This is a genomic window from Novosphingobium sp. FW305-C-111, from assembly GCF_058783565.1.
This window is the reverse complement of sequence record NZ_JBYSYP010000005.1, coordinates 251,676-273,648: the sequence shown is the minus strand read 5'-3', so window position 1 is coordinate 273,648 and position 21,973 is coordinate 251,676. Positions and strand designations below refer to the sequence as shown.

24 protein-coding genes are annotated in these 21,973 nt (G+C 66.8%); 15 read left to right on the top strand and 9 right to left on the bottom strand.

Annotated features, from left to right (window positions below; genetic code table 11):
• Positions 1 to 19: 19 nt before the first annotated feature.
• Entirely contained in the window at positions 20 to 490 is a 471-nt protein-coding gene (locus AC3WLD_RS08395) for a DUF805 domain-containing protein (protein WP_492556491.1), read from the top strand.
• A 13-nt stretch (positions 491 to 503) separates the two neighbouring features.
• A complete protein-coding gene (locus AC3WLD_RS08390) occupies positions 504 to 848 on the top strand; it encodes a hypothetical protein (protein WP_492556490.1) in 345 nt (114 codons plus the stop codon).
• Between the two features lie 10 nt (positions 849 to 858).
• Here AC3WLD_RS08390 and AC3WLD_RS08385 read toward each other — a convergent pair whose 3' ends face one another.
• Complete coding sequence (locus AC3WLD_RS08385) at positions 859 to 2,685, bottom strand: ABC-F family ATP-binding cassette domain-containing protein (protein ID WP_492556489.1); 1,827 nt, start codon at positions 2,683 to 2,685, stop codon at positions 859 to 861.
• A 160-nt stretch (positions 2,686 to 2,845) separates the two neighbouring features.
• Between AC3WLD_RS08385 and AC3WLD_RS08380 the strand changes: the two genes are divergently transcribed.
• From AC3WLD_RS08380 to AC3WLD_RS08365, 4 genes are all read left to right on the top strand, one after another.
• The gene (locus tag AC3WLD_RS08380; RefSeq protein ID WP_492556488.1) at positions 2,846 to 3,562 is read left to right on the top strand and encodes an SIMPL domain-containing protein; all 717 of its coding nucleotides are present in this window, start codon (positions 2,846 to 2,848) and stop codon (positions 3,560 to 3,562) included.
• Positions 3,563 to 3,652: 90 nt separating this feature from the next.
• Positions 3,653 to 3,949 (top strand): PepSY domain-containing protein, encoded by a 297-nt coding sequence (locus AC3WLD_RS08375; protein WP_492556487.1) that lies wholly within the window; start codon positions 3,653 to 3,655, stop codon positions 3,947 to 3,949.
• Positions 3,950 to 4,043: 94 nt separating this feature from the next.
• Positions 4,044 to 4,721, top strand: a complete 678-nt coding sequence (locus AC3WLD_RS08370; protein WP_492556486.1) for a response regulator transcription factor — start codon at positions 4,044 to 4,046, stop codon at positions 4,719 to 4,721.
• Positions 4,722 to 4,880: 159 nt separating this feature from the next.
• Positions 4,881 to 6,203, top strand: a complete 1,323-nt coding sequence (locus AC3WLD_RS08365; RefSeq protein WP_492556504.1) for a sensor histidine kinase — start codon at positions 4,881 to 4,883, stop codon at positions 6,201 to 6,203.
• A 99-nt stretch (positions 6,204 to 6,302) separates the two neighbouring features.
• Here AC3WLD_RS08365 and AC3WLD_RS08360 read toward each other — a convergent pair whose 3' ends face one another.
• Both AC3WLD_RS08360 and hemW read right to left on the bottom strand, forming a co-directional pair.
• A complete protein-coding gene (locus AC3WLD_RS08360) occupies positions 6,303 to 7,199 on the bottom strand; it encodes a tyrosine recombinase XerC (RefSeq protein WP_492556485.1) in 897 nt (298 codons plus the stop codon).
• A complete protein-coding gene (gene hemW, locus AC3WLD_RS08355; protein ID WP_492556484.1) occupies positions 7,196 to 8,344 on the bottom strand; it encodes a radical SAM family heme chaperone HemW in 1,149 nt (382 codons plus the stop codon). Before hemW ends, AC3WLD_RS08360 begins: the two co-directional genes overlap by 4 nt.
• Before the next feature lie 46 nt (positions 8,345 to 8,390).
• Here hemW and AC3WLD_RS08350 point away from each other — a divergent pair, with 46 nt between their 5' ends.
• Complete coding sequence (locus tag AC3WLD_RS08350) at positions 8,391 to 8,918, top strand: CAP domain-containing protein (RefSeq protein ID WP_492556483.1); 528 nt, start codon at positions 8,391 to 8,393, stop codon at positions 8,916 to 8,918.
• Between the two features lie 128 nt (positions 8,919 to 9,046).
• Here the strand turns inward: AC3WLD_RS08350 and rdgB are convergent, their stop codons facing one another.
• On the bottom strand, positions 9,047 to 9,673 hold the full coding sequence (rdgB, locus tag AC3WLD_RS08345) for an RdgB/HAM1 family non-canonical purine NTP pyrophosphatase (RefSeq protein ID WP_492556482.1): 627 nt from the start codon (positions 9,671 to 9,673) through the stop codon (positions 9,047 to 9,049).
• Between the two features lie 129 nt (positions 9,674 to 9,802).
• Positions 9,803 to 10,519, bottom strand: a complete 717-nt coding sequence (gene rph / locus AC3WLD_RS08340; protein ID WP_492556481.1) for a ribonuclease PH — start codon at positions 10,517 to 10,519, stop codon at positions 9,803 to 9,805.
• Between the two features lie 153 nt (positions 10,520 to 10,672).
• On the opposite strand from rph, the gene AC3WLD_RS08335 reads away from it, so the two are divergent.
• Genes AC3WLD_RS08335 through AC3WLD_RS08315 form a run of 5 tightly spaced genes read left to right on the top strand, consistent with a single transcriptional unit; the run spans position 10,673 to position 14,559 of the window.
• Positions 10,673 to 11,218: a hypothetical protein gene (locus tag AC3WLD_RS08335; RefSeq protein WP_492556480.1), complete on the top strand. Its 546-nt coding sequence runs from the start codon at positions 10,673 to 10,675 to the stop codon at positions 11,216 to 11,218.
• Positions 11,199 to 11,885: a hypothetical protein gene (locus AC3WLD_RS08330; RefSeq protein WP_492556479.1), complete on the top strand. Its 687-nt coding sequence runs from the start codon at positions 11,199 to 11,201 to the stop codon at positions 11,883 to 11,885. Before AC3WLD_RS08335 ends, AC3WLD_RS08330 begins: the two co-directional genes overlap by 20 nt.
• 1 nt (position 11,886) lies before the next feature.
• Positions 11,887 to 12,951, top strand: a complete 1,065-nt coding sequence (gene hrcA / locus AC3WLD_RS08325; RefSeq protein WP_492556478.1) for a heat-inducible transcriptional repressor HrcA — start codon at positions 11,887 to 11,889, stop codon at positions 12,949 to 12,951.
• Positions 12,948 to 13,508: a nucleotide exchange factor GrpE gene (locus tag AC3WLD_RS08320; protein WP_492556477.1), complete on the top strand. Its 561-nt coding sequence runs from the start codon at positions 12,948 to 12,950 to the stop codon at positions 13,506 to 13,508. Before hrcA ends, AC3WLD_RS08320 begins: the two co-directional genes overlap by 4 nt.
• A 4-nt stretch (positions 13,509 to 13,512) precedes the next feature.
• Positions 13,513 to 14,559, top strand: coding sequence for a cobaltochelatase CobT-related protein (locus AC3WLD_RS08315; RefSeq protein WP_492556476.1), 1,047 nt, complete (start codon positions 13,513 to 13,515; stop codon positions 14,557 to 14,559).
• Positions 14,560 to 14,713: 154 nt separating this feature from the next.
• Here the strand turns inward: AC3WLD_RS08315 and AC3WLD_RS08310 are convergent, their stop codons facing one another.
• Positions 14,714 to 15,748 carry a sensor histidine kinase gene (locus AC3WLD_RS08310; RefSeq protein WP_492556475.1) on the bottom strand — a complete coding sequence of 345 codons (1,035 nt, stop codon included), beginning with the start codon at positions 15,746 to 15,748 and terminating at the stop codon, positions 14,714 to 14,716.
• Positions 15,749 to 15,889: 141 nt separating this feature from the next.
• Positions 15,890 to 17,050 (bottom strand): PrnB family protein, encoded by a 1,161-nt coding sequence (locus tag AC3WLD_RS08305; RefSeq protein WP_492556474.1) that lies wholly within the window; start codon positions 17,048 to 17,050, stop codon positions 15,890 to 15,892.
• Positions 17,051 to 17,215: 165 nt separating this feature from the next.
• On the opposite strand from AC3WLD_RS08305, the gene AC3WLD_RS08300 reads away from it, so the two are divergent.
• Positions 17,216 to 17,473, top strand: coding sequence for a YMGG-like glycine zipper-containing protein (locus tag AC3WLD_RS08300; RefSeq protein ID WP_492556473.1), 258 nt, complete (start codon positions 17,216 to 17,218; stop codon positions 17,471 to 17,473).
• Positions 17,474 to 17,592: 119 nt separating this feature from the next.
• On the opposite strand, the gene AC3WLD_RS08295 is transcribed toward AC3WLD_RS08300, so the two are convergent.
• Positions 17,593 to 18,000 (bottom strand): vgr related protein, encoded by a 408-nt coding sequence (locus AC3WLD_RS08295; protein ID WP_492556503.1) that lies wholly within the window; start codon positions 17,998 to 18,000, stop codon positions 17,593 to 17,595.
• 77 nt (positions 18,001 to 18,077) lie between these two features.
• On the bottom strand, positions 18,078 to 18,593 hold the full coding sequence (locus tag AC3WLD_RS08290; RefSeq protein WP_492556472.1) for a copper chaperone PCu(A)C: 516 nt from the start codon (positions 18,591 to 18,593) through the stop codon (positions 18,078 to 18,080).
• 167 nt (positions 18,594 to 18,760) lie between these two features.
• Between AC3WLD_RS08290 and dnaK the strand changes: the two genes are divergently transcribed.
• Both dnaK and dnaJ read left to right on the top strand, forming a co-directional pair.
• Entirely contained in the window at positions 18,761 to 20,671 is a 1,911-nt protein-coding gene (dnaK, locus tag AC3WLD_RS08285) for a molecular chaperone DnaK (RefSeq protein WP_492556471.1), read from the top strand.
• An 85-nt stretch (positions 20,672 to 20,756) separates the two neighbouring features.
• The gene (gene dnaJ, locus AC3WLD_RS08280) at positions 20,757 to 21,887 is read left to right on the top strand and encodes a molecular chaperone DnaJ (protein ID WP_492556470.1); all 1,131 of its coding nucleotides are present in this window, start codon (positions 20,757 to 20,759) and stop codon (positions 21,885 to 21,887) included.
• The last annotated feature ends 86 nt before the right edge of the window (positions 21,888 to 21,973 follow it).

Genomic DNA, 21,973 nt, shown 5'->3' with positions numbered 1-21,973 from the left:
TCGTCGCGAGGGAGCATTGTTGTCCAGCTACCTGCAATCCATCGCACGGACCCTGACCGGTACTTTCGATTTTTCCGGAAGGTCCTCGCGCCGGGACGTCCTGGATTACTGGATTGCCTCGGCCATTCTCCTCATCCTTGTGGACATGATCCTGCCCCGTTCACTGCTTTCGTGGCCGAGTAGGGAGATGTTCGCCTTGCTCGTCTATGCCCCGCTCCCGGCCCTAGTCGGCCGGCGCTGCCACGATCACGGCCGTTCTGCCGTGTGGGCGCTGGCGTTGCTCCCACCTGTTGCCCTCAAGTTTCACCGGAATTGGGAACTGGCCACCGGACCACTCGAACACGCTCCGACCTACGCGATCGGTTGGGCCTGGGTGCTGCTTCAGATCGCTTGTATGCTGGTTTTGTTCGCGGTCATCCTCATGCCCGGAGACGCGGGTGACAACCGGTACGGCGCCGGGCGATATGCCGTAGACGCGAGCACGCCCTGAGCAGGAACTGGTGATGCGAACAGCAGAGGGCATGGAGCGAAAGTCAGCCATTCTCGGCTTCGTCGCGGGCGCCGTCCTGACCATCCCCGCCTTGCTGCTCGCCATTGCATCAAGCGGCGCGGGGCATGGCGACTATGCCATTGCTCGCGCCCTGTTTCCCATTCCGATGTTGCTGAGCTTCAATGGCGCGATGGGTGTCCTGACCCTGATAAGCGGCGTGATCCAGTTTCCGCTCTACGGCTATCTGACGGGCGCGGCCTATCGCAGCGGGCGCTTTGGGACCCTCATGGCTGTCCTTGCGCTGCACATGGTCGCGGTTGCGGTGTGCTTCTCCGGCGTATTGAGCAACTTCGACTGATCGAGCCGCTTTAACCCTCCACCATCTCCGCCAGTTCCAGCCAGCGTTCCTCCGCCGCGTCCTTTTCGGCGCGGTGTTTTTCGAGCGTCGCCATCAGGGCGGCGAAGCGCTTGGGGTCGCGGGTGTAGAGGTCGGGGTCGGCCATCGCCGCCTCGTCGCTGGCGATCGCGGCTTCCAGTTCGTCGATCCGCGCCGGGAGCAGATCGTAGTCGCGCTGGTCCTTGTAGGAGAGCTTCACTCTCGCCTTCCCGCTCGCGGGAGGGGGCGGGGGGGTGGGCTTGTTGTCAGGAGCGGGCCCACCCCCGGCCCCTCCCGCTTGCGGGAGGGGAGACTTGGGCTTGCCTGCCAGCCGCGCCTTTCGCTGTTTCTCCCAGTCCGCATAACCCCCGGCGACGATGTCGACCTTGCCGGACCCGTCCAGGCCCAGCGTCACGGTGACCGTGCGGTCGAGGAAGTCTCGGTCGTGGCTGACGATCAGGACGGTGCCGTCGTAATCGGCGATCACTTCCTGCAAGAGGTCGAGTGTTTCAAGATCGAGGTCGTTGGTCGGCTCGTCGAGCACCAGCAGGTTGGATTTGCGGGCGAATTCGCGGGCCAGCAGCAGGCGCGAGCGCTCGCCGCCGGAGAGCGTGCCGACGCGGGCATCGACCAGCCCGGGATCGAACAGGAAATCCTTGAGATAGCCCTGCACGTGCTTTCGCACCCCGCGCACGTCGACCCAGTCGCCGCCCTCGGCCAACACGTCGCGCACCCGCTTGTCCGGGGCCATCAGGCTGCGCTGCTGGTCGATCACCGTGCCCTGCAGGGTCTTCGCGAGCGTGATCGTGCCTTCGTCGGGCTCTATCTCGCCGGTCAGGATCTTGAGCAGGGTGGTCTTGCCCGCCCCGTTCGCGCCGACGAGGCCGATCCGGTCGCCGCGGGTGATCCGCAGCGAGAAGTCGCGGATGATGGTTCGCTCGCCGAAACGCTTCGTAACCTTGTCCGCGACGATCACCGCCTTGGACTTGGCGTCGTCGGTCGCGATCGCCAGCTTGGCCGCGCCCTGGGGGCTGAGCATCGCCGCCCGCTGCGCCCGCATCTCCCACAGCTTTTCCAGCCGCCCCTGGTTGCGCTTGCGCCGGGCGGTGACGCCGCGTTCCAGCCAGTGCGCCTCGATCTTCAGCTTGGCGTCAAGCTTGTCGGCGGCGCGGGCCTCTTCGGCATAGACCTGCTCCATCCACGCCTCGTACCCGCCGAAGCCGATCTCCTTGCGGCGCAGCGCGCCGCGATCCAGCCACAGCGTCGCGCGGGTCAGCCGCTCGAGGAAGGTGCGGTCGTGGCTGATCACCACGAAGGCGCCGTTATAGCGCTGGAGCCAGCTCTCCAGCCAGTCGATCGCCGCGAGATCGAGGTGGTTGGTCGGCTCGTCGAGCAGCAGCAGGTCGGGGTCCATCGCCAGCGCCCGGGCCAGGGCCGCGCGCCGCCGCTCGCCGCCGCTGGCGCTCTCCGCGTTGCGGCTCATGTCGATGCCGAGCTGGCCGGCGATCGATTCCACCTCGTGCCGGGGCGGGGCGTCCTTGCCGGAAAGCGCGAAGTCCATCAGCGTGTCGAACCCGGTGAAGAACGGGTCCTGCTCCAGCGTGACGATCTTTGTCCCCGGTTGGACCGAGCGCGTGCCCTTGTCCGCCTCGACCTGGCCCGAGATCAGCTTGAGCAGCGTGGTCTTGCCCGCGCCGTTGCGGCCGATAAGCGCCAGCCGGTCGCGCGGCCCGATGTGGAGGTCGAGGTCGCGGAACAACCAGCCGGTGCCCTGGACAAGGCCGAGGCCTTCCCAGCTGAGGATCGGTGCTGCTGCCATGCCCGCGCGCCTAGCGGAGGGGGCGGGGAAGGTCCAGCCCGCCAAGGCTCCGCGCCTCCGGCTCCGTCTTAACTTACGGGAACCAACCGGTTCAGCCGTGCGTCATCGGTCGCAGCCGAGGAACGCCTCATCCTGCAACGGCCCGAAAAGGACCTCATCCATGTTTGCCAAGTCATTGTTCGCCCTCCCGCTCCTTGCCCTCTCGCTGCCCGCCGCGGCGGCCGAGATCCAGATCCAGTCGCAGGGTCCGGTGGTGGAGATCAGCGCCGCCCAGACCGTGCAGAGCGCGCCCGATGTCGCCACCATCAGCGGTGGCGTGACCACCCGCGCCGCGACCGCGGTCGAGGCCATGCGCCTGAACGCGGCAGCGATGGACAAGGTCATCGCCGCGCTCAAGAAGCAGGGCATCGCCGCAAAGGACATCCAGACCACCGGCATCAACCTCAACCCGCAGTGGCGCTACAACAACGACAACACCCCGCCGACCTTCATGGGCTATGACGCCGGCAACCGCGTGACGGTAGTCCTGCGCAAGGTCGAGAAGACCGGCGACGTTCTCGACGCGATGGTGGCTGCCGGGGCCAACGACATCTCCGGCCCGGCCTTCACCATCGAGGACGACACCGCCCAGCGGGCCGACGCCCGCAAGCGCGCCTTCGCCAAGGCGCAGGCCCAGGCGACCGACTATGCGAAGATGGCCGGCTACAGCTCGGTCCGGCTGCTCGAGGTCAACGAGAGCCTGTTCGGCGGCGGTCCGATCCCGTACTTGCGCGATGTTGCGCCGATGCCGATCTCGGCGGTCGCCAAGACCCCGATCGAGCCGGGCCAGGTCGGCACGATGGTGCAGATCACCGTGAAGTACGAGATGGTGAAGTAATCGCCGAATGACGGATGCGGGTTCCTGAACGATGGCCGGAACCCGCATTCACTCCTTGTTCAATGCCTGTAATCTAGGCATTGCACCATCATGCGCCGCCTCGTCTCCCTTCTTGCGATCTCGCTCCTGGCGATGCCCGTCGCCGCCCATGCCGACCAGCGGCAGGGCGAGCAGGGCTCAGTCCGCCGCGAGATGCGCGCGGGCAATGTCCGCAGCCTGGACTCGATCGAGGCGCAGGTCCTGCCCCGGATGCGGGGGATGACCTACCTCGGCCCGGAATATGATCCGGCGGCGATGGCGTACCGGCTCAAGTTCATCCAGAACGGCCGCGTGGTGTTCGTCGATGTCGATGCCCGCACCGGGCGCATCCTCGGCGAATCCCGCTGAAGTCGGCGCCTTGCTTGACCACTGCGGGCCGAGCGACCATCTAGCATTCGCAACGATTGGCGCGAAATCCCGCGCCCAGCAGGGGACAGGCCGAATGCGCATCCTGATCGTCGAGGACGAACCGACCCTCGGCAAGCAGCTCAAGTCCACGCTCGAACAGACCGGCTATGCGGTGGATCTTTCCACCGACGGCGAGGACGGCCACTTCCTTGGCTCGACCGAAGACTACGACGCGGTGATCCTCGATCTCGGCCTGCCCGAGATCGACGGGCTGACCGTGCTCGGCATGTGGCGCAAGGAAGGCCGCAAGTTCCCGGTGCTGGTCCTGACCGCGCGTGACAGCTGGTCCGACAAGGTCGCCGGGCTCGACGCCGGGGCCGACGACTATCTCGCCAAGCCGTTCCAGACCGAAGAGCTGATCGCCCGCCTGCGCGCGCTGATCCGCCGCGCCTCGGGCAATTCGTCGAGCGAGCTGATCGCCGGCGACGTCCGGCTGGACACCCGCTCGGGCCGCGTCACGCTCAAGGGTGAGCCGGTCAAGCTGACCGCGCAGGAATACAAGCTGCTGTCGTACCTGCTCCACCACAAGGGCAAGGTCGTGAGCCGCACCGAGCTGATCGAGCATATCTACGACCAGGACTTCGACCGCGATTCCAACACGATCGAGGTCTTCGTCACCCGTATCCGCAAGAAGCTGGGCGCCGACGTGATCACCACGATCCGCGGCCTCGGCTACAGCCTCGACGACCCGGCGATGGGCGGGCGCGGCTGACGATTCACCTACCCGTCCGCCCTGAGCTTGTCGAAGGGCCGCTCTTCTTTGGCGAGGTCCAGTAAAGTGCTGTCCTTCGACAAGCTCAGGACGAACGGTGAAGAAGAAGCCGAAGCAACCGCGCGCGTAAAGCCCCACACCGGCTCGCTATCGCGCCGGATGATGCTGATCGCGTTCGGCTGGATCGCGGTGCTTCTGCTGGGCGGCGGGCTCGCGCTCGACCGGACGCTGACCGGCCTCGTTACCCGGAATTTCGACGACCAGCTCGACTACATGCTGACCGCGATGGTCGCCTCGGCCGAGATCGGGCCGGACGGGGAGGTCTTCTTCAACCGCCCGTTGGGCGACCAGCGCTTCCTCGAGCCGAACAGCGGCCTGTACTGGCAGATCAGCGGCAAGGGGCACGAGGATTTCCCCTCGCGCTCACTGTGGGACCGTAGCCTCAAGATATCGACCGACCACTTCGACGCCGAGCCGCACGCCTACGACAGCAGCCAGTTCGACGGCGAGCCGCTGCGGATCATGGAACGCTCGATCATCCTGCCGGGCAGCGACACCCAGTGGGGTTTCGCGGTGGCTGCCAGCCGCAGCGAGCTCAACGCGCAGATCCGGCGGATCCGCTCGATCCTGATCTGGTCGTTCGTCGTGCTGGGTGCCGGCCTGTTCCTGATGGCGACCCTGCAGACCTATTACGGCCTCGGCCCGCTGCGGCGCGTCCGCCGGGCCATTGCCGCGATGCGCGAGGGCGAGGGCAACCGGGTGACCGAGCCGCTGCCGCTCGAGGTCCAGCCGCTGGTCGAGGAGCTCAACGGCCTGCTCGAACACTCCGAACGCCAGGCTGAAGAGGCGCGGACTCACGCCGGCAACCTCGCTCATGCGCTGAAGACGCCGCTCACTGTGGTGATGAACGCCGCCACCGCCAAGGCGCCGGACCTGTCCGACACGGTGATCCGCGAGGCTGCGGTCATGCGCCGCCAGGTCGACCACCACCTTGCCCGCGCCCGCGCCGTCGGCCGCCGCGCCACCGGCCTGTCGCGCGCCGTCGTGTGGGAAAGCGCCGAAGCGGTGGAGCGCGCGGTCACCCGGCTGTACCCGCAAGTCCGGTTCGACATGGACGGCAACCGCGAGGCCCAGGTCAACATCGAACGGCAGGACCTCGACGAGATCCTCGGCAACCTGATCGAGAACGCGGCCAAGTACGGCGGCGGCAGCGTGTTCGTCACGGTCGATGCCAACGCCGCCAACGAGCGCTTCTGCGAGATCTGGGTCGAAGACGACGGCATGGGCATCCCCGAAGACGCCCGCGAACGCATCTTCGACCGCGGCGCGCGGCTTGATACCGGCAAGCCCGGCACCGGCCTGGGCCTTGCGATTGTTCGCGACGTGGCAGAGATCTATGGCGGCGCGGTGGACCTCGACGAGAGCGAGGACCTGGGAGGGTTGCTGGTCAAGTTGCGGCTGCCGAGGGCGGCGGTGCGGTAGCGGCTGCAGGCCCACACTCCCCCGACCCCCTCCCGCATGCGGGGAGCCGAAGGCGTTCGCCTTGGCGAACAGCGGTTAGGGGTGGGCCTGTTCAAAAACTCAACCCCGCTCCCGCGGATGCGCATTCCGGTACACATCCAGCAGCACCGCCGCATCGACCTTGGTGTAGATCTGCGTCGACGACAGGCTGGCGTGCCCGAGCAGCTCCTGCAGCGAGCGCAAGTCCGCGCCCGCGCCCAGCAGGTGCGTCGCGAACGAGTGGCGCAGCGCGTGCGGAGTCGCCGTCGCGGGCAGGCCCAGCGCAATCCGTGCCCGCGCCATCGCCTTCTGCACCAGCCCCTGCGACAGCGGTCCGCCCTTGGCCCCGCGAAACAGCGGCTGGTCCCTGGCCAGGATCCACGGGCACTTCGCCGCGTAATCGGCGACGGCCTCGCGGACCAGCGGGAGGATCGCGACGACGCGCTGACGTCCGCCCTTGCCGGTGATGACCAGCGAATCCCCCAGCGGCAGGGACGAGGCCGGCAGCGACAGCGCCTCGGCAATGCGCAGGCCCGCGCCATAGAGCAGCAGCAGCACTGCCCGGTCGCGTGCGCCGATCCATTCCTCGGCCGCGTCTTCGGCGACCGTGGCGGCGAGGTGGATGGCTTCGTCCGGCGTGACCGGGCGGGGCAGGCCCTTCTTGATGCGGGGTCCGCGCAGGCGGGGCGCGGAAGCCTCGGGCTCGCCGGCCTGCTCGCGGGCGAACGCGACGAAAGCCTTCAGTGCCGAGAGTTCGCGCGCGGCGGAGACGTTGCCGATGCCGTCGGCGCGGCGGCTGGCGAGGTGGGCGCGCAGCGTCGCCGCGTCGATCCGGGCGAGCGCGCTCCAGCTCGTCGCCGCGACCGAATCGAGCAGCCGCGCGGCGGTGGCGAGATAGGCGCGGACGGTGTGCGGGCTGCGGCGGCGGGACAGCGCGAGGTGATCGCGCCAGGCTTCGAGGAAGTCCGCTTTCGTCACGCTACCAGCTCGGCGGGGACGAGCTCCGCCAGCAGCCCTTCGAGCAGCGGTGCGCCGCGGTCGGTGACGATCAGGCGCTCCCCGGTGTCGTTCAGGAGCCCCTGGCGAGCATAGAACGCGCGCTTGTCGGGCCGGATCAGGTCCCGTTCGGCGAGCCCGAAGCGCCGGGCGAGGGCCGCAGGGTCGACGCCTTCCGCAAGACGAAGGCCCATCAGCACCGCTTCCGCCGCCTGCTCGCGCTGACCCAGTGGACGCATTTCGGAGATGCCGTCGCCCTGTTCGGCCACCGCCTTGAGGAATTTCTCAGGCTTGCGGTGCCGCACGGTCGCGGTCCCGCCGCGCCGGCCATGTGCGCCAGGGCCGATCCCGGCGTAATCGTGATAGCGCCAGTAGGTGAGGTTGTGGCGGCTTTCCTCGCCGGGGCGGGCGTGGTTGCTGGTCTCGTAGGCGGGAAGCCCGGCGACGGCGGTGATCTCGCGGGTCAGGTCGAAAAGCTCGGCGCAGGCGTCTTCGTCCAGCGGCGCGAACTGCCGCTCGCGGACCATGGTGGCAAAACGCGTGCCCGGCTCGATCGTCAGCTGGTACAGCGAAAGGTGGCCGGTCCCGAACGACAGCGCGCGGCGCAGTTCGGCCTCCCACTGCGCCGCGCTCTGGCCGGGGCGGGCATAGATCAGGTCGAAGCTGACCCGCCCGAACTGCCGCTGCGCCACGTCGAGCGCCGCCAGGGCTTCGCTCGCGTCGTGCAGCCGCCCGAGGAAGCGCAGCGTTTCGTCGTCGAGTGCCTGCACACCGAGCGACACGCGGTTGATTCCGGCGACCGCCAGAGCGGCGAAATTGGCCGCCTCGACCGAACTGGGGTTCGCCTCCAACGTAATCTCGATCCCCTCGGCGAAGCCCCACAGGCGCTCCGCTTCGGAGAGCAGGGCCGCGACCAGCGCGGGCGGCATCAGCGAGGGCGTGCCGCCGCCGAAGAAGATCGAGGTCAGCGCGCCCGGCCCGGTCGCGGCACGCTCGTGGCGCATGTCGGCGACCAAGGCGCGGGACCATTCGTCCACGTCGATGCCCGCCCGGACATGACTGTTGAAGTCGCAGTACGGACACTTGGCGAGGCAGAACGGCCAGTGGATATAGAGGGCGAGCGCCATCGCGCCTTAGGTCGATGTTAACCCCTGAAAGTCAAGCTGGATCGCCATGGGGACGGGTCGGATCGGACTGGCTGTTGCGGCTGCGCTGGCGGCGCTGTGCGCGCTGCCGGTCGCGGCCGACGAACCCGGCGCGCGCAATTCGTTCGCGGAGCAGTTGCTCGAAGTCCACAATGCCGAGCGCCACCGCCTGGGCATCGCCCCGCTGCGCTGGAGCGAAAAGCTCGCCGCCGATGCCGCGCAGTGGTCGACCGCGCTCGCCCGGCGCGGGGTGATGGAGCACGCCAGCCAGGACGTGCGCCGCGGGGAAGGGGAGAACCTCTCGATCGGCGCCGCCGGCTATTTCGCGCCGCGCGACCTGGCGGGCGCATTCGTCGACGAGCGGCAGTACTTCCGCCCGGGGAAGTTCCCGGACAATTCGACCACCGGCCAATGGTCCGACGTCGGGCATTACACCCAGCTGATCTGGGCCGGGACCGAGGAAGTCGGCTGCGCGATGACCCGGGGCAGCGAGTTCGACTTCCTCGTCTGCCGGTACTGGCCCTCGGGCAACTGGGTCGGCGTTTCGGTGCCCTGAGCGCGCAACCAGTCCCCAAGAACCGTCCGTGCTGAGCCTGCCGAAGCACAGCCCTTCCTGGGGCGCGACGGTCTGAAAACGAAGAGCGGTCCTTCGACAGGCTCAGGACGGACGGGTTGGTATGAGCTTCAGCCGAACTGCTCCGCCACCAGTTTGGCGAACGCATCGGCGCGGTGGCTGATTGCGTGCTTTTCCGCCGGATCGAGCTCCGCAAACGTGCGGGTATCGCCCACCGGCACGAACACCGGGTCATAGCCGAAGCCCATCGTCCCGCGCGGGGGCCAGGTCAGCGTGCCGTTGGCGCGGCCTTCGTAGACGGCATACTCGCCGTCCGGCCAGGCGATGGCGAGGACGCAGGCGAACCAGCATGAGCGGTCCGTCTCCCGGCCCTTCTCGGCGAGCTTTCCCTCGACCTTGCCCATCGCCATGTACCAGTCGCGGCCCGGCCCGCCCTCGAAGCGGTCGGCCTCGGCCCAGTCGGCGGTATAGACCCCGGGGGCGCCGTTCAGCGCGGCGACGCACAGGCCCGAATCGTCGGCGAGCGCCGGGAGCTGCGAAGCCTCCGCCGCCGCCCGCGCCTTGATCAGCGCGTTTTCGACAAAGGTCGTGCCGGTCTCCGCCGGCTCTGGCAGGCCCAGCGCGCCGGCCGACAGGCAGTTCAGCCCGTACGGCTCGAGCAGCGCCTGGATTTCCCGGAGCTTGCCCGCGTTGTGCGTGGCGATGACGAGATTGCCGGGGCCGAGGCGGCGGGTCATGCGGACTTGTCCATCAACTCGAACCTCACGTCGTCATTGCGAGCGTAGCGAAGCAATCCAGCGCGGTTTGCGCAAGCCCCGGATTGCCGCGCGACCTGCGGTCGCTCGCAATGACGATCGTGGCGGAACTCACCCCCGAACCGCGCGGTCCTGCGCCTCGAAGATCTGCGCCGTGCCCATCCGCGCAAGCCGCAGCAGGCGAAGCAGGCCCTCCTCGTCATAGGTCGCGCCTTCGGCGGTCGCCTGGACCTCGGCGATCTTGCCGCCCTCGATCAGCACGAAATTGGCGTCGGCATCGGCCGAGCTGTCCTCGATGTAGTCGAGGTCGAGCACCGGGGTGCCGTTCACGATCCCGCACGAGATCGCCGCGACCTTCTCGGTCAGCGGGTCCTGCTGGATCGCGCCCGCGTCCATCAGCTTCTGCACCGCGAGCCGCAGCGCGACCCACGCGCCCGAGATGGCTGCGGTGCGGGTGCCGCCGTCGGCCTGGAGCACGTCGCAGTCGAGCGTGATCTGCCGTTCGCCGAGCTTCTTGAAGTCGGTCACGGCGCGCAAGCTACGCCCGATCAGTCGCTGGATTTCCTGCGTGCGCCCGCTCTGCTTGCCCTTCGCGGCTTCTCGGCTGCCGCGGGTGTGGGTGGCGCGCGGGAGCATCGAGTATTCCGCCGTCACCCAGCCTTCGCCCTTGCCGCGCATGAACGGCGGCACGCGCTCCTCGACGCTGGCGGTGACCAGCACCTTGGTGTCGCCGAACCCGATCAGGACCGAGCCCTCGGCATGCTTGGTGAAGCCGGTCACGATGGTGATGGCGCGCATCTCGTCGGGCGCGCGGCCGGAAGGTCGCATGGTAAACTCCGTGAAATCCCGCCCGGAACCGTCCGCCCCGAGCTTGTCGAAGGGCCGCTCTTAGCTTTATCGCGTGCAAAGAAAAGGACTGTCCTTCGACAGGGCCAGGACGAGCGGGCTATGATGACGCATTGCAAGCGCTTAGATCGACGCATGATGCACAAACGCCAGTCCGTTTTCCGCCTCGCTTCCGCGGCCGGGGCTGTCCTGCTCGCCGGCTGCGCGGCGCAAACCCCTCCGGCGGAGACCGCAGCCCCGGCGCATGCCCCGCAGGAGACGATCACCTTCGCACTCAACACCTGGGGCAAGCCGCTGGCCTACTGGCAGGTCCGCGAGGACGGTTCGGGCGAGCTCTGGCGGATCGTCGACAAGGGCGACTTCCGCACCTACGACATCGAGAAGTACCGCTTCACCCTGCCCGAGGAGGCCGGCGTTCCCTTCATCGCTGCGACCGAGATCGCCCAGGACGCGGCGCGCAAGGGCCTGCCGTGCGAGCGCACCATCACCGACATGCCCTATGGCGCGATCACCTGGACCTACCCGGCGGCGGAAAGGAAGCTCGCCTTCGACTTCGGCTGCACGGGCGAGGGCACCGGCAAGGTCTACGACGCGCTGGGCCGCGCGTCCGAGGTGATCGAGAAGCAGGGCCGGATCGAGGCGAAGCCGTTTGCGGTCGAGCATGTGGGAGGAAAAAATTAGCGGGCTGCCCCCCTTCGCTCACATTAGCCCACCTATCGCGGTCTGCGCGGTCGTGGGCCTGTCATTGGGAATGCTCGCGTTTGGCCGCTGGAATGCCGGTGAGTGCGCGATGGATCCCGCAGGGCAAAGTCATTGGCTGCAATCTGATCGGAGTAATGCTGAGCGTTCGTCATGCGATCCCTGGCGATTTGTCGACGATCCAGCCAATATCATCGAGATCAAGGTCGTGTATACCAACGCCGGATGGGGGGAGCGATCGAGGCAGTTGGAGATTGAAAAATCTGGCCGCATCGCACTGTCTGACGAGACAAAGCCTATGATTGGCGACTGGTCAGTCGTGCGATCAGTTCAAGATCCCCGCGTTGCGCGGGACATTCTACGGAAGCTAGCTTCGCTAGCCACATACAACCGTCTCGACTCTCAAACATTTCGTGAAACTGCAGGACCGAAAGTGAGGTGTTATGGACGGGCCTCGGATGGCGGTGAATTCATGCTCGAAGCAACCTCGGACAATGGTCAGGCTTGGACAAGTGTGATTGATCTAAGCTGTGCATCACTAGCAACGCAGGAAGCCACAGCACGTATCGGAAGCGCTTTTGCAAATGCAGTAAAGCGGACTGGTGCTGGGAGCCATTCGGGCGAAACGTTTTACATGCCGATTAATTGACATGCCCACGCCGCCCCTCTCCGAACTGTCCAATCGCGCCCGGGAGATTTTCCGGCTGGTGGTCGAGGGCTATCTGGCGAGCGGGCTGCCGGTGGGCTCGAAGACGCTCGCCAGCGGCGGGGCGATCCAGCTGTCGTCGGCCTCGATCCGTTCGGTGCTGCAGGAATTGCAGGACGCCGGGCTGCTCGCCTCGCCGCACACCAGCGCGGGGCGGTTGCCGACCGATGTCGGGCTGCGGCTGTTCGTCGACGGGATCATGCAGGTGGCCGAGCCTTCCGCGGCCGAGCGGGCCCAGATCGAGCATGGGCTGGCGCGCGGCGGGACGATCGAGGCGGCGCTCGCGGCGGCGAGCGCGGCGCTTTCGGAAATGTCGGCCGGCGCGGGCGTGGTCATGGTTCCCCGGGCCGAGCACCGGCTGGCGCAGGTCAGCTTCGTGCCGCTGGGACAGGCGCGGGCGCTGGCGGTGCTGGTGGCGGAGGACGGCGCGGTGGAGAACCGCGTGCTCGACCTGCCGCCCGGCGTGCCGGCCTCCGCGCTCGAGCAGGCGGGCAATTATCTCACCAGCCGCCTTGCCGGGCGCACGCTGGGCGAGGCCGCGGCGATGGTGCGGGAAGAAATCGCCGGCGGACGCACCGCGCTCGATTCGATCAGCCGCGACCTTGTGGAGCGCGGCCTCGCCGTGTGGACGACCGACGCGGCGCAGCGACCGGTCCTGATCGTGCGCGGACAGGCCAACCTGCTCGACGATTCGGCGCTCCACGACGTCGAGCGCGTCCGCCAGCTGCTCGACGAGCTGGAAGAGGCCGAGGCGATCGCCGGGGTGCTCGACGCCGCGCGCGAGGCGCAGGCGACGCGGATCTTCATCGGCAGCGAGAACCGGCTGTTCTCGCTTTCGGGCTCTTCGGTCATCGCCTCGCCGTGGCGCGATGCGGAGGGGCGGGTGGTCGGCGTGGTGGGGGTAATCGGCCCGACGCGGTTGAATTATGCGCGGGTGGTCCCCATGGTGGATTTCACCGCTCAATCACTGAGCAAACTCATCGGACAGGACGGATTTTCGCGGAAATGATGAACGACGACACGCGCCAGCACGACGAAGCTGTGGAAGCCGAACTCAAGGGCGTGCCCGAAGAACTGACCGAAAAGGGGGACGGCGGGGACGAAGCCGCCGCGCTGCGCGAACAGCTCGAAGCGGCCAGGCAGGACGTGCTTTACGCCAAGGCCGAAACCCAGAACGTACGCCGCCGGCTTGAAAAGGACATCGCCGATGCCCGCTCCTATGCCGCGACCGGCTTTGCCCGCGACATCCTTTCGGTTGCCGACAACCTCGCCCGCGCGCTCGACGCGATCCCTGCCGACCTGCGCGAGGACGACCGGCTCAAGAGCCTCGTCGCCGGGATCGAGGCGACCAGCCGCGAGATCGACAAGGTCTTCGGCCTCCACGGCATCAGCCGCATCGCCGCCAAGGGCCTCCCCCTCGACCCCAACCAGCACCAGGCGATGCTCGAAGTTCCCACCAACGACGCCGAACCCGGCACGATCGTGCAGGAGCTGCAGGCAGGCTACATGATCAAGGACCGGCTGCTGCGTCCGGCGATGGTGGCGGTGGCGAAGAAGGGGGAGTGAGTTCATGGGCGGCGCGGGTGCGTTGCTTGGCATCCTCGCCGCTCTCGGATTTTTCTGCCTGCTGTTCTGGGCATTCGTGAGCAACGGCGCTCCGGCGCAAATCCACCCCGAGCCGTCCAGATCCCCGGTCGCGAAGGAACCTCCGGACTATCCTTCAGACAGGCCGTACGCCGTGTTCAGCAGGGACTGGGATCGCGAAGTCAGGGCAAGGGACGCCTTGCTTTGTGTCAAGTCTGCAGGTGCTCGTTGGGGGCTTCCTAATACGACGAAACTCGTGGCTTTGGACGAGCGAATTTCGCTGGCCGAGCAAACGCTAAACCAGTCCCGCAATTCACCCGCGGCAAATGAGCTGGATCGCGCTCTCGAAGCCTATGGCGGCGACCTTGCCGTGTGCCTTCTCCTTGATCGGTCTGGTTCGACAGTGGATCAAAGCCCGACGATCGCGGGCGAAATCAAGCGGGCGGCGTTGCAGTTCAAACGTGCCGGCGCAGATCTGGCGGTGATGGGTTACACCACATTGGGCTGGCATGGCGGACCAGCGCGACAAGCGTGGTTTGCAGCCGGTCGACCGGCGTTCCCTGGCCGTCTCTGCTCCCTCCTGCACCTCCGAATCAAGGACTTTGGCGAGCCACTTGCGGACGAGGACTGGCGAGCGATGTGCGATGCCCGCTGTCACTTCGAAAACATCGATGGCGAGGCACTTGAATGGGCTTGGCGGGAACTGAACAGTCAGCCGGCGACAGCTCGAATTCTCGTCTTGATCTCGGATGGTGCGCCGGTCGATGACTCAACGATCATGGCCAATGGGCTGAATTTTCTGCCCCGCCACTATGATGAGGTTTTCGACAGGCTGGACAAAGATCCGGTCGCCAAGCTGGCATTGATCGGGTTGAATGACTTCGACCCCGGACCGGATTCTCCGCTGTGGACCTATGCGCCCGACGGAGAGATTCTCCAACCGCTCGGGAAGATCCTGCGAGAAGCGCGGGTTTGCACGCAGGCAAAGGAAGACCCTATCTTTCCCAATTCTCCCCCGTCACACCGAACCTGATCCGGGGTCCCGCTCCATCCGGTTTCAGCTTGGGCTCAAAGTCAGGCGGGACCCCGGGTCAAGCGCGGGGTAACTAAGGACAGGCACCCCCTGAATCCCACCGGCGGCTAAAATGGAGAAATGAACCTCGGATCTGCACAGGCCGCATGGCCGTTCAGAGGTGCGCTTCGATCACCGTGCGGTAGTGGTCGTTCGATGCATCGGTTTCAAAGGTCCCGCCGAGCTGCTGGACCGAGGCCTTGATGATCGAAAGGCCCAGCCCGATCCGTCTGCTTGCCGCATCGCGGGTCACCCCGTTGCGCGACCCTGTCGACATGCAGGTCAAGCGATAGGCCCGCTCGCCGCGGAGCTCGCCGGTGAACTCGACCGATCCGCAAAGATCGCCAAAGGAATGCTTCACGGCATTTGCCGCCAGCTCGTTGACGATCATCGCCAGCGTGCCGGCGACCTTCGCGTTGACGCGAAGGTCGTCGAACGTTCCGTCGATCGCCAGGCCTGATCCAGAGGCCTTGCCGAACAGTCGCATTACGCGCCCGAGGTAGTCGGCAAGCCCGATCTCGCCTTCGCCGGTTCCGACACCGATATGTTCGTGGAGCATTGCGACTGTCTGGATCTGCTGCTGCACACTGGCGAGCACATCGGCGGCCGCCTCGTCCCGGGCGCACCGACGCTCGAGAGCGACGAACGAACCGACCGACTGGAGCGAGTTCTTGACCCGGTGGTCGATTTCCTGCCGCAGGGTCTTCTCGCGCTTGATCGTTTCGCGCAGTTCGAGCTGGGTAACGACTTGCCGCGCCAGGACGCGGAGCGTGTCGCGCTGTATCTCGGTCAGCTCGCGAGGTTTGCGATCGAGCACGCACAGGGTGCCGATCGCAATGTCGTCCGAGGTCCGCAACACCGCTCCCGCATAGAAGCGCAGGCCGTTGTCGCCGATATACAACGGATTGCTGCTGGTTCTCTCATCAGCGAGCGTATCAGGTAGCTCAAGGAAGTCGCCCTCCCTGATCGCCTGGCTGCAGATCGAGACATCGCGGGAAGTCTCCGACAGACCCAGCCCAATCTCTGCCTTGAACCATTGGCGGTCCGTATCGACCAGGCTGACCAGGGAAACCGGCGTCTCGCAAATGCGCGAGGCCAATTCGGCCACTTCGTCGAATGCGGCCTCGCGCGCAGAATCCAGAATGGCCATCCTGCGAAGGACGGCAATTCTGGCAGCATCTTCGGGAAGGACTGAATCAGGATCCATTGGCCTCATCATTTGGCCATAAACGTGCATCCTGCAATGCCTTTGGTGGCGAACGGCATGAAGTGGTCCACATCGGGATCCAGGTCACACCAGCTGCGCCGCGTTCTCGTCCCGGTGCTTCTTCAGGTACTTCATGAACGGTGTGCCGCCCGTGCCGACGTCCGGATCGTTGCCCGCTTCGGCCGAGGCCTGCTTGTTGATGTAGCTCGCCGCGTATTCGAGGTGGCGGGTGCGGAAGCGGGTGACCTGGTCGAGGTTCGCGTTGAACGCCTGCTTCAGCGCGCTGTCGCCCTCGGCAGTGACGAACGTGCGCAGGGTGGACTGCGCGGCAAGGTCCTCGATGAAGCGGCGGTGGGGCACCGGGCGGTAGTGGTGCAGTTCGTCGAGGAACTGCCTGAGCGGGTCGTCGGAGTGGCGCACGCCGAACAGCGCGTCCATGGCGGGGACGATCGAGCTTTGCGAGCCGGTCTGGCCGCGCAGCGCCTGCGGCTTGCCGCCGAACTTCTCCACGCCGTCATAAACGAGCCCGCCGTCCAGCGCCGGGTTGTTCGCCCAGCCGTGGATGAACGGGCGGACGCGGTGGAAGTAGATGTAGGGATCGCACCGCTCGGGCATCCGGGCGAAGGCGGCGTAGATGTTGTCCCACGCCGCGTGCATGCCGGTGAGCAGTCGCTCGCAGCTTCGCGCATCGTGCGCGGCGGCGGCATCGACCAGCTGCACCGCGGCGTCGAGGATCTCGGCTGCCTCCGCCTCGATCGCGACGTGGACCAATACGAACCAGTCCTCGTCCTGTCCGCCCTGGAAGTTCTGGACCATGCGGATATTGTCGAGGGCGATCGGTCCGGCCTTGTCGATCCGCGCCCAGTTATCGAGGACATAGGCCGAGTATGGCAGCAGCGGTGCCTGACCGAGCCGGTCCGCCAGCGCCACGATCGGGCGGGCGAGGTTCGCGGGAAGCGAGGCAGGCGGAGCCTTCTGGCCCCAGACGTATGCCTGGACGAGGAAACTGTAGCGGACCATCGCGGCGCGGACCTGTTCTTCCGGCGCCTCTTGCGCCCAGTCCTCGAGGTGCGGGTCGGGCAGGTCGGCAAGCCAGTGGCGCACGCGGCCGCTGGTGATCAGGCGCGAGAGCATGCTCGCCGCTTCTTCGGTGGCAGCCAGTTCAGCGGGGAGGGCGATCTCGTCGAGTTCGAAATGCGACAGAAAGCCGCGTTCCGGCGTCATGCCGTATCGGGAAAGCTCCATCAGGTGTCTCTCTCAGGGTCCGGGCGCGGGTTCGGCCGCCCGGTGGTTGCAACTGATACCAGTTTGGCCTGACCGGCTCAATCGCTTCGCCGCAAACGCCGGGGAAAGGCGGAACCCGGCGCGCCTCGCTTCGTATCTTCAGGGAAGGGATACTGGAGACAGAAAATGCGCAAATTCATCATCTTGCCGGCGATTGCGGCATCCGCCCTGGCGCTATCCGCCTGCTCGACCAATTATGCCGGAGAAGGCGCACTGGTAGGTGCCGCAGGCGGCGCGGCGGTCGGCGCGATTACCGAAGGCGATGTCGCCAAGGGTGCGGCGATCGGCGCTGCGGCGGGCGCCGTCGCGGGTACGCTGATCAAGAAGGACGGCCGCTGCTATGAGCGCGACCGGTATGGCTACGAGTACGAAGTGCGCTGCTAAATCACGCCACACGATCGTCATTGCGAGGCCGCGGGCCGCGGCAATCCAGGGCTAGCCTGAAATCGCTCCGGACTGCTCCGCCGCCACGCTCCTCGCAATGACGAAGCGGGGGCGGAGAGTCAGAACGGCAGGATGCTCTCCAGTACCGCCGCGCTGGGGCTTCCGGGAACGGTTGCCCCACGCCGTGCCAGAAAAGCATGGCGGACGATCTCGGCCTGTTGCTCGATGCCGTAGCGCTCAAGCCGCCAGCCGGGCCGAACCGCGTAGTGATACGGGCAGAACGGGTGGCGCATCAGCGGCAGGTACCAGCGCCCCTTGCGCTGGGCCTGCCAGACATGGGTCATCTCGTGCAGGAACAGGGCCTGCAGCGATAGCCCAGCCGCCGCCATGTCGTCGCTGTAGTGCGGCGCCTGCGGGTGGAAATGGATGTGCCCCATCGGGGCCATGACCACTGCTTTCGGCTGGAAAGGAAACCACTTGCGCCGCCGGACGCGGACCTCGCCGAGCCGCACCGCATCCCCGAACATCGAGCGGGCCAGCGCCTTCTCGCCGTCGGTGAGGGGGCGCTCCCCGCCGGGCGGGCAGGCGTGAGCCGCATCGCTGCTCACATGTGGTGGTCCGTCTCGCCCGCCATCGCGCCTTCGACTTTCGCCTTGGCGGTGATCTTGTCCCCGTTGTCCAGGGTGATCGTCAGCTCGGTCTCGCCGCCGGGGGTGAGGCCGGTGCCGAAATCGTAAAGCATCACGTGGAGCCCGCCCGGCTTGAACGACACCGACTTGCCCGGCTCGATCGGCACGTCCTTGACGGGGGCCATCGTGGCAACGCCGTTCTCCATCTTGCTCTCGTGCATCTCGGCCCGGCCGGCGCCCTCCACGAAAACCCCGGCGATCTTGCGCGGCGCGCCGCTGCCCTGGCTGAGCGTGAAATAGGCCGAGCCCGGGCGGCCCGAGGCCATCGGCAGCTTCACCACCGCGTCGGTGAGGGCGATGCCGGGGGCATTTTCGGGCGTCTCGTCGGCAGCGGCCGAGGTCGCATCCCCTGCGGGAGCCGAACCTTTTTCACCGCACGCGCCCAGTGCCAGCGCGCCCGCACCCATCACCGCGATCGCCATCATCCGCATCGGCCAAAACTCCTGTTGTTCCGTCCCGGGTCAGGTAGGGGGGAGCGGCCCTTGTGCCAAGCGAAACCGAACCTATATCGCCCCCGTCAGAGCCGCAGACGGCCACCTCGCCCATTCGGGGAGAGGCCACGGTGCGGTGTCTCAATCGGAAGGAAAATGGGGTTATCATGGCAAAAGTGATCGGTATCGACCTCGGCACCACCAACAGCTGCGTGGCCGTGATGGACGGGGGCAAGCCCAAGGTCATCGAAAATTCGGAAGGCGCGCGGACCACTCCGTCGATCGTCGCCTTCACCAAGGATGGCGAGCGCCTGATCGGGCAGCCTGCCAAGCGCCAGGCCGTTACCAACGGCGACAACACGATTTTCGCGGTGAAGCGCCTGATCGGCCGCCGCTTCGACGACCCGGTGACCCAGAAGGACACCGCGCTCGTTCCCTATCACATCGTCAAGGGCAAGAACGGCGACGCGTGGGTCCAGGCCGGCGGGCAGGATTACAGCCCCTCGCAGATCTCGGCGTTCACCCTGCAGAAGATGAAGGAAACCGCCGAGAGCTATCTGGGCGAGACCGTCACCCAGGCGGTGATCACCGTGCCGGCTTACTTCAACGACGCCCAGCGCCAGGCGACCAAGGACGCCGGCCAGATCGCCGGGCTTGAAGTGCTGCGCATCATCAACGAGCCGACCGCGGCCGCGCTCGCCTATGGCCTCGACAAGGAAGACGGCAAGACCATCGCGGTCTACGACCTTGGCGGCGGCACCTTCGACGTCTCGATCCTCGAGATCGGCGACGGCGTGTTCGAGGTGAAGGCCACCAACGGCGACACGTTCCTCGGCGGCGAGGACTTCGACACCGCGATCGTCGAGTACCTCGCGGACAAGTTCAAGTCGAAGGAGAACATGGATCTCCGTACCGACAAGCTGGCCCTGCAGCGGCTCAAGGAAGCCGCCGAAAAAGCCAAGATCGAACTGTCGAGCGCGCAGACGACCGAGATCAACCTGCCGTTCATCACCGCCCGCATGGAAGGCGGCGCGACGACCCCGCTCCACCTCGTGGAGACGGTGACCCGCGCCGACCTCGAAAAGCTGGTCGGTGACCTGATCAAGCGTACGCTCGAGCCGTGCCGCAAGGCGCTGGCCGATGCCGGCATCTCGGCCTCGCAGGTCGACGACGTCGTGCTCGTCGGCGGCATGACCCGCATGCCGCGGGTCCGCGAAGTGGTGAAGGAGTTCTTCGGCAAGGATCCGCACACCGGCGTGAACCCGGACGAAGTCGTCGCCATGGGCGCGGCGATCCAGGCCGGCGTGCTGCAGGGCGACGTCAAGGACGTGCTGCTGCTCGACGTCACCCCGCTGTCGCTGGGGATCGAGACGCTGGGCGGGATCATGACCAAGATGATCGACCGCAACACCACGATCCCGACCAAGAAGAGCCAGGTCTATTCGACTGCCGAGGACAACCAGCAGGCGGTGACGATCCGGGTCTTCCAGGGCGAGCGCGAGATGGCGCAGGACAACAAGCTGCTCGGCCAGTTCGACCTCGTCGGCATCCCGCCGGCGCGGCGCGGCGTGCCCCAGATCGAGGTGACGTTCGACATCGACGCCAACGGCATCGTCAACGTCTCGGCCAAGGACAAGGGCACCGGCAAGGAACAGCAGATCCGCATTCAGGCTTCGGGCGGTCTGTCCGATGCCGACATCGACCAGATGGTCAAGGACGCGGAGAAGTTCGCCGAGGAGGACAAGAAGCGTCGTGAAAGCGCCGAAGCGCGCAACAACGCCGACAGCCTTGTCCACGCGACCGAGCGCCAGCTTGAAGAGAACGCCGACAAGATCGACGCCTCGCTGAAGGAAGAGATCGAGGCGGCGATCGCCGAGACCAAGGCCGCAATCGAAAGCGGCAACGCCGACGACATGACCGCCAAGACCCAGGCGCTCACCGAGAAGGCGATGAAGATGGGCCAGGCGATCTACGAGAAGGAGCAGGCCGCGGCTTCGTCGCCGGGCGCCGATGCTCCGAAGGCGGATGACGACGTTGTCGACGCCGAGTTCTCGGAAGTCGACGACAACAAGGCCTGATCAGCTAATGAAACGCCGCCGCCGCCCGTGCTTTGCCGCGCGGGCGGCGGTCTGTTTCCAGCGGGTGCGGGCCCGGGGGTAAGCCATGTCGGTCGAAGTCGACTATTACGAACTGCTCGAAGTCGAGCGCACCGCGGACGACCGGACGCTCAAGTCCGCGTACCGCAAGCTCGCGATGAAATTTCACCCGGACAAGAACCCCGGGTGCCAGGAGTCCGAAGCCAAGTTCAAGCAGATCAACGAGGCCTATGCCTGCCTCTCCGATCCGCAGAAGCGTGCCGCCTATGACCGCTACGGCCACGCGGCCTTCCAGCAGGGCGGACCCGGCGGGTTCGGCGGAGCCGAAGGCGGCTTTGGCGGCGACTTCGGCGATATCTTTGAAACCATCTTCGGCAGCGCATTCGGTGGCGGCGGCCGCCAGCAGGCGCGGCGCGGCGCGGACCTGCGCTATGACATGGAGATCGGCCTCGAAGAGGCGTTCCACGGCAAGCAGGCGGAGATCGCGGTCGAGGTCTCGCAGGCTTGCGAGCCCTGTGGCGGTTCGGGTGCGCAGCCGGGCACCGGCACGCGGCGCTGCAACCTCTGCCACGGGCAGGGCAAGGTTCGCGCCCAGCAGGGCTTCTTCATGGTCGAGCGGACCTGTCCGTCATGCCACGGCCGCGGCGAGGTGATCGAAAGGCCCTGTCGCTCGTGTGGCGGCGAGGGCCGGGTCGATGCCGAACAGAAGCTCGACGTCACCATTCCCCCCGGTGTCGATACCGGCACCCGCATCCGTCTGGCTGGCAAGGGCGAGGCAGGGCCGTTCGGCGCGCCTCCGGGCGATCTCTACATCTTCATCCACGTCCGCCGCCACCGCGTGTTCGAGCGCGAGGGCACGACATTGGCGACCCGCGCGCCGATCAGCTTCACCACCGCGGCGCTGGGCGGCGAGATCGAGATCCCCGGCCTCGACGGCAAGGTCCACACGATCGAGATCCCGGCCGGCATCCAGTCCGGCAAGCAGCTCCGCAAGCGGGGGGCGGGGATGCCGGTGCTGCAAGGGCGCGGCCATGGCGACCTCGTTGTCGAGATCGCGGTGGAAACCCCGACCAAGCTCTCGGCCCGCCAGAAGGAATTGCTCCGCGAATTCCAGGGCACCGAAACCGGCGAGGAGTGCCCGCAGTCGAAAGGCTTCTTCGAGCGCCTCAAGGAAGCGTGGAGCGACCTGACGGAGTAGCAACGTCCCGTGCCTGCTCCGGGACCGATGGCAGTGCGGTGCCCAGCTCGTCAGCGGTCCCGGGTCAAGCCCGGGACGGCGGTGCA

What these genes read in the sequence shown, in the direction of transcription:
- AC3WLD_RS08390 (WP_492556490.1), top strand. Translation starts at nt 504, where the DNA reads ATGCGAACAGCAGAGGGCATGGAGCGAAAGTCAGCCATTCTCGGCTTC.
- AC3WLD_RS08385 (WP_492556489.1), bottom strand. Translation starts at nt 2,685, where the DNA reads ATGGCAGCAGCACCGATCCTCAGCTGGGAAGGCCTCGGCCTTGTCCAG.
- AC3WLD_RS08380 (WP_492556488.1), top strand. Translation starts at nt 2,846, where the DNA reads ATGTTTGCCAAGTCATTGTTCGCCCTCCCGCTCCTTGCCCTCTCGCTG.
- AC3WLD_RS08375 (WP_492556487.1), top strand. Translation starts at nt 3,653, where the DNA reads ATGCGCCGCCTCGTCTCCCTTCTTGCGATCTCGCTCCTGGCGATGCCC.
- AC3WLD_RS08370 (WP_492556486.1), top strand. Translation starts at nt 4,044, where the DNA reads ATGCGCATCCTGATCGTCGAGGACGAACCGACCCTCGGCAAGCAGCTC.
- AC3WLD_RS08365 (WP_492556504.1), top strand. Translation starts at nt 4,881, where the DNA reads ATGATGCTGATCGCGTTCGGCTGGATCGCGGTGCTTCTGCTGGGCGGC.
- hemW (WP_492556484.1), bottom strand. Translation starts at nt 8,344, where the DNA reads ATGGCGCTCGCCCTCTATATCCACTGGCCGTTCTGCCTCGCCAAGTGT.
- AC3WLD_RS08350 (WP_492556483.1), top strand. Translation starts at nt 8,391, where the DNA reads ATGGGGACGGGTCGGATCGGACTGGCTGTTGCGGCTGCGCTGGCGGCG.
- rdgB (WP_492556482.1), bottom strand. Translation starts at nt 9,673, where the DNA reads ATGACCCGCCGCCTCGGCCCCGGCAATCTCGTCATCGCCACGCACAAC.
- rph (WP_492556481.1), bottom strand. Translation starts at nt 10,519, where the DNA reads ATGCGACCTTCCGGCCGCGCGCCCGACGAGATGCGCGCCATCACCATC.
- AC3WLD_RS08335 (WP_492556480.1), top strand. Translation starts at nt 10,673, where the DNA reads ATGATGCACAAACGCCAGTCCGTTTTCCGCCTCGCTTCCGCGGCCGGG.
- AC3WLD_RS08330 (WP_492556479.1), top strand. Translation starts at nt 11,199, where the DNA reads ATGTGGGAGGAAAAAATTAGCGGGCTGCCCCCCTTCGCTCACATTAGC.
- hrcA (WP_492556478.1), top strand. Translation starts at nt 11,887, where the DNA reads ATGCCCACGCCGCCCCTCTCCGAACTGTCCAATCGCGCCCGGGAGATT.
- AC3WLD_RS08320 (WP_492556477.1), top strand. Translation starts at nt 12,948, where the DNA reads ATGATGAACGACGACACGCGCCAGCACGACGAAGCTGTGGAAGCCGAA.
- AC3WLD_RS08315 (WP_492556476.1), top strand. Translation starts at nt 13,513, where the DNA reads ATGGGCGGCGCGGGTGCGTTGCTTGGCATCCTCGCCGCTCTCGGATTT.
- AC3WLD_RS08310 (WP_492556475.1), bottom strand. Translation starts at nt 15,748, where the DNA reads ATGGCCATTCTGGATTCTGCGCGCGAGGCCGCATTCGACGAAGTGGCC.
- AC3WLD_RS08305 (WP_492556474.1), bottom strand. Translation starts at nt 17,050, where the DNA reads ATGGAGCTTTCCCGATACGGCATGACGCCGGAACGCGGCTTTCTGTCG.
- AC3WLD_RS08300 (WP_492556473.1), top strand. Translation starts at nt 17,216, where the DNA reads ATGCGCAAATTCATCATCTTGCCGGCGATTGCGGCATCCGCCCTGGCG.
- AC3WLD_RS08295 (WP_492556503.1), bottom strand. Translation starts at nt 18,000, where the DNA reads ATGTTCGGGGATGCGGTGCGGCTCGGCGAGGTCCGCGTCCGGCGGCGC.
- AC3WLD_RS08290 (WP_492556472.1), bottom strand. Translation starts at nt 18,593, where the DNA reads ATGCGGATGATGGCGATCGCGGTGATGGGTGCGGGCGCGCTGGCACTG.
- dnaK (WP_492556471.1), top strand. Translation starts at nt 18,761, where the DNA reads ATGGCAAAAGTGATCGGTATCGACCTCGGCACCACCAACAGCTGCGTG.
- dnaJ (WP_492556470.1), top strand. Translation starts at nt 20,757, where the DNA reads ATGTCGGTCGAAGTCGACTATTACGAACTGCTCGAAGTCGAGCGCACC.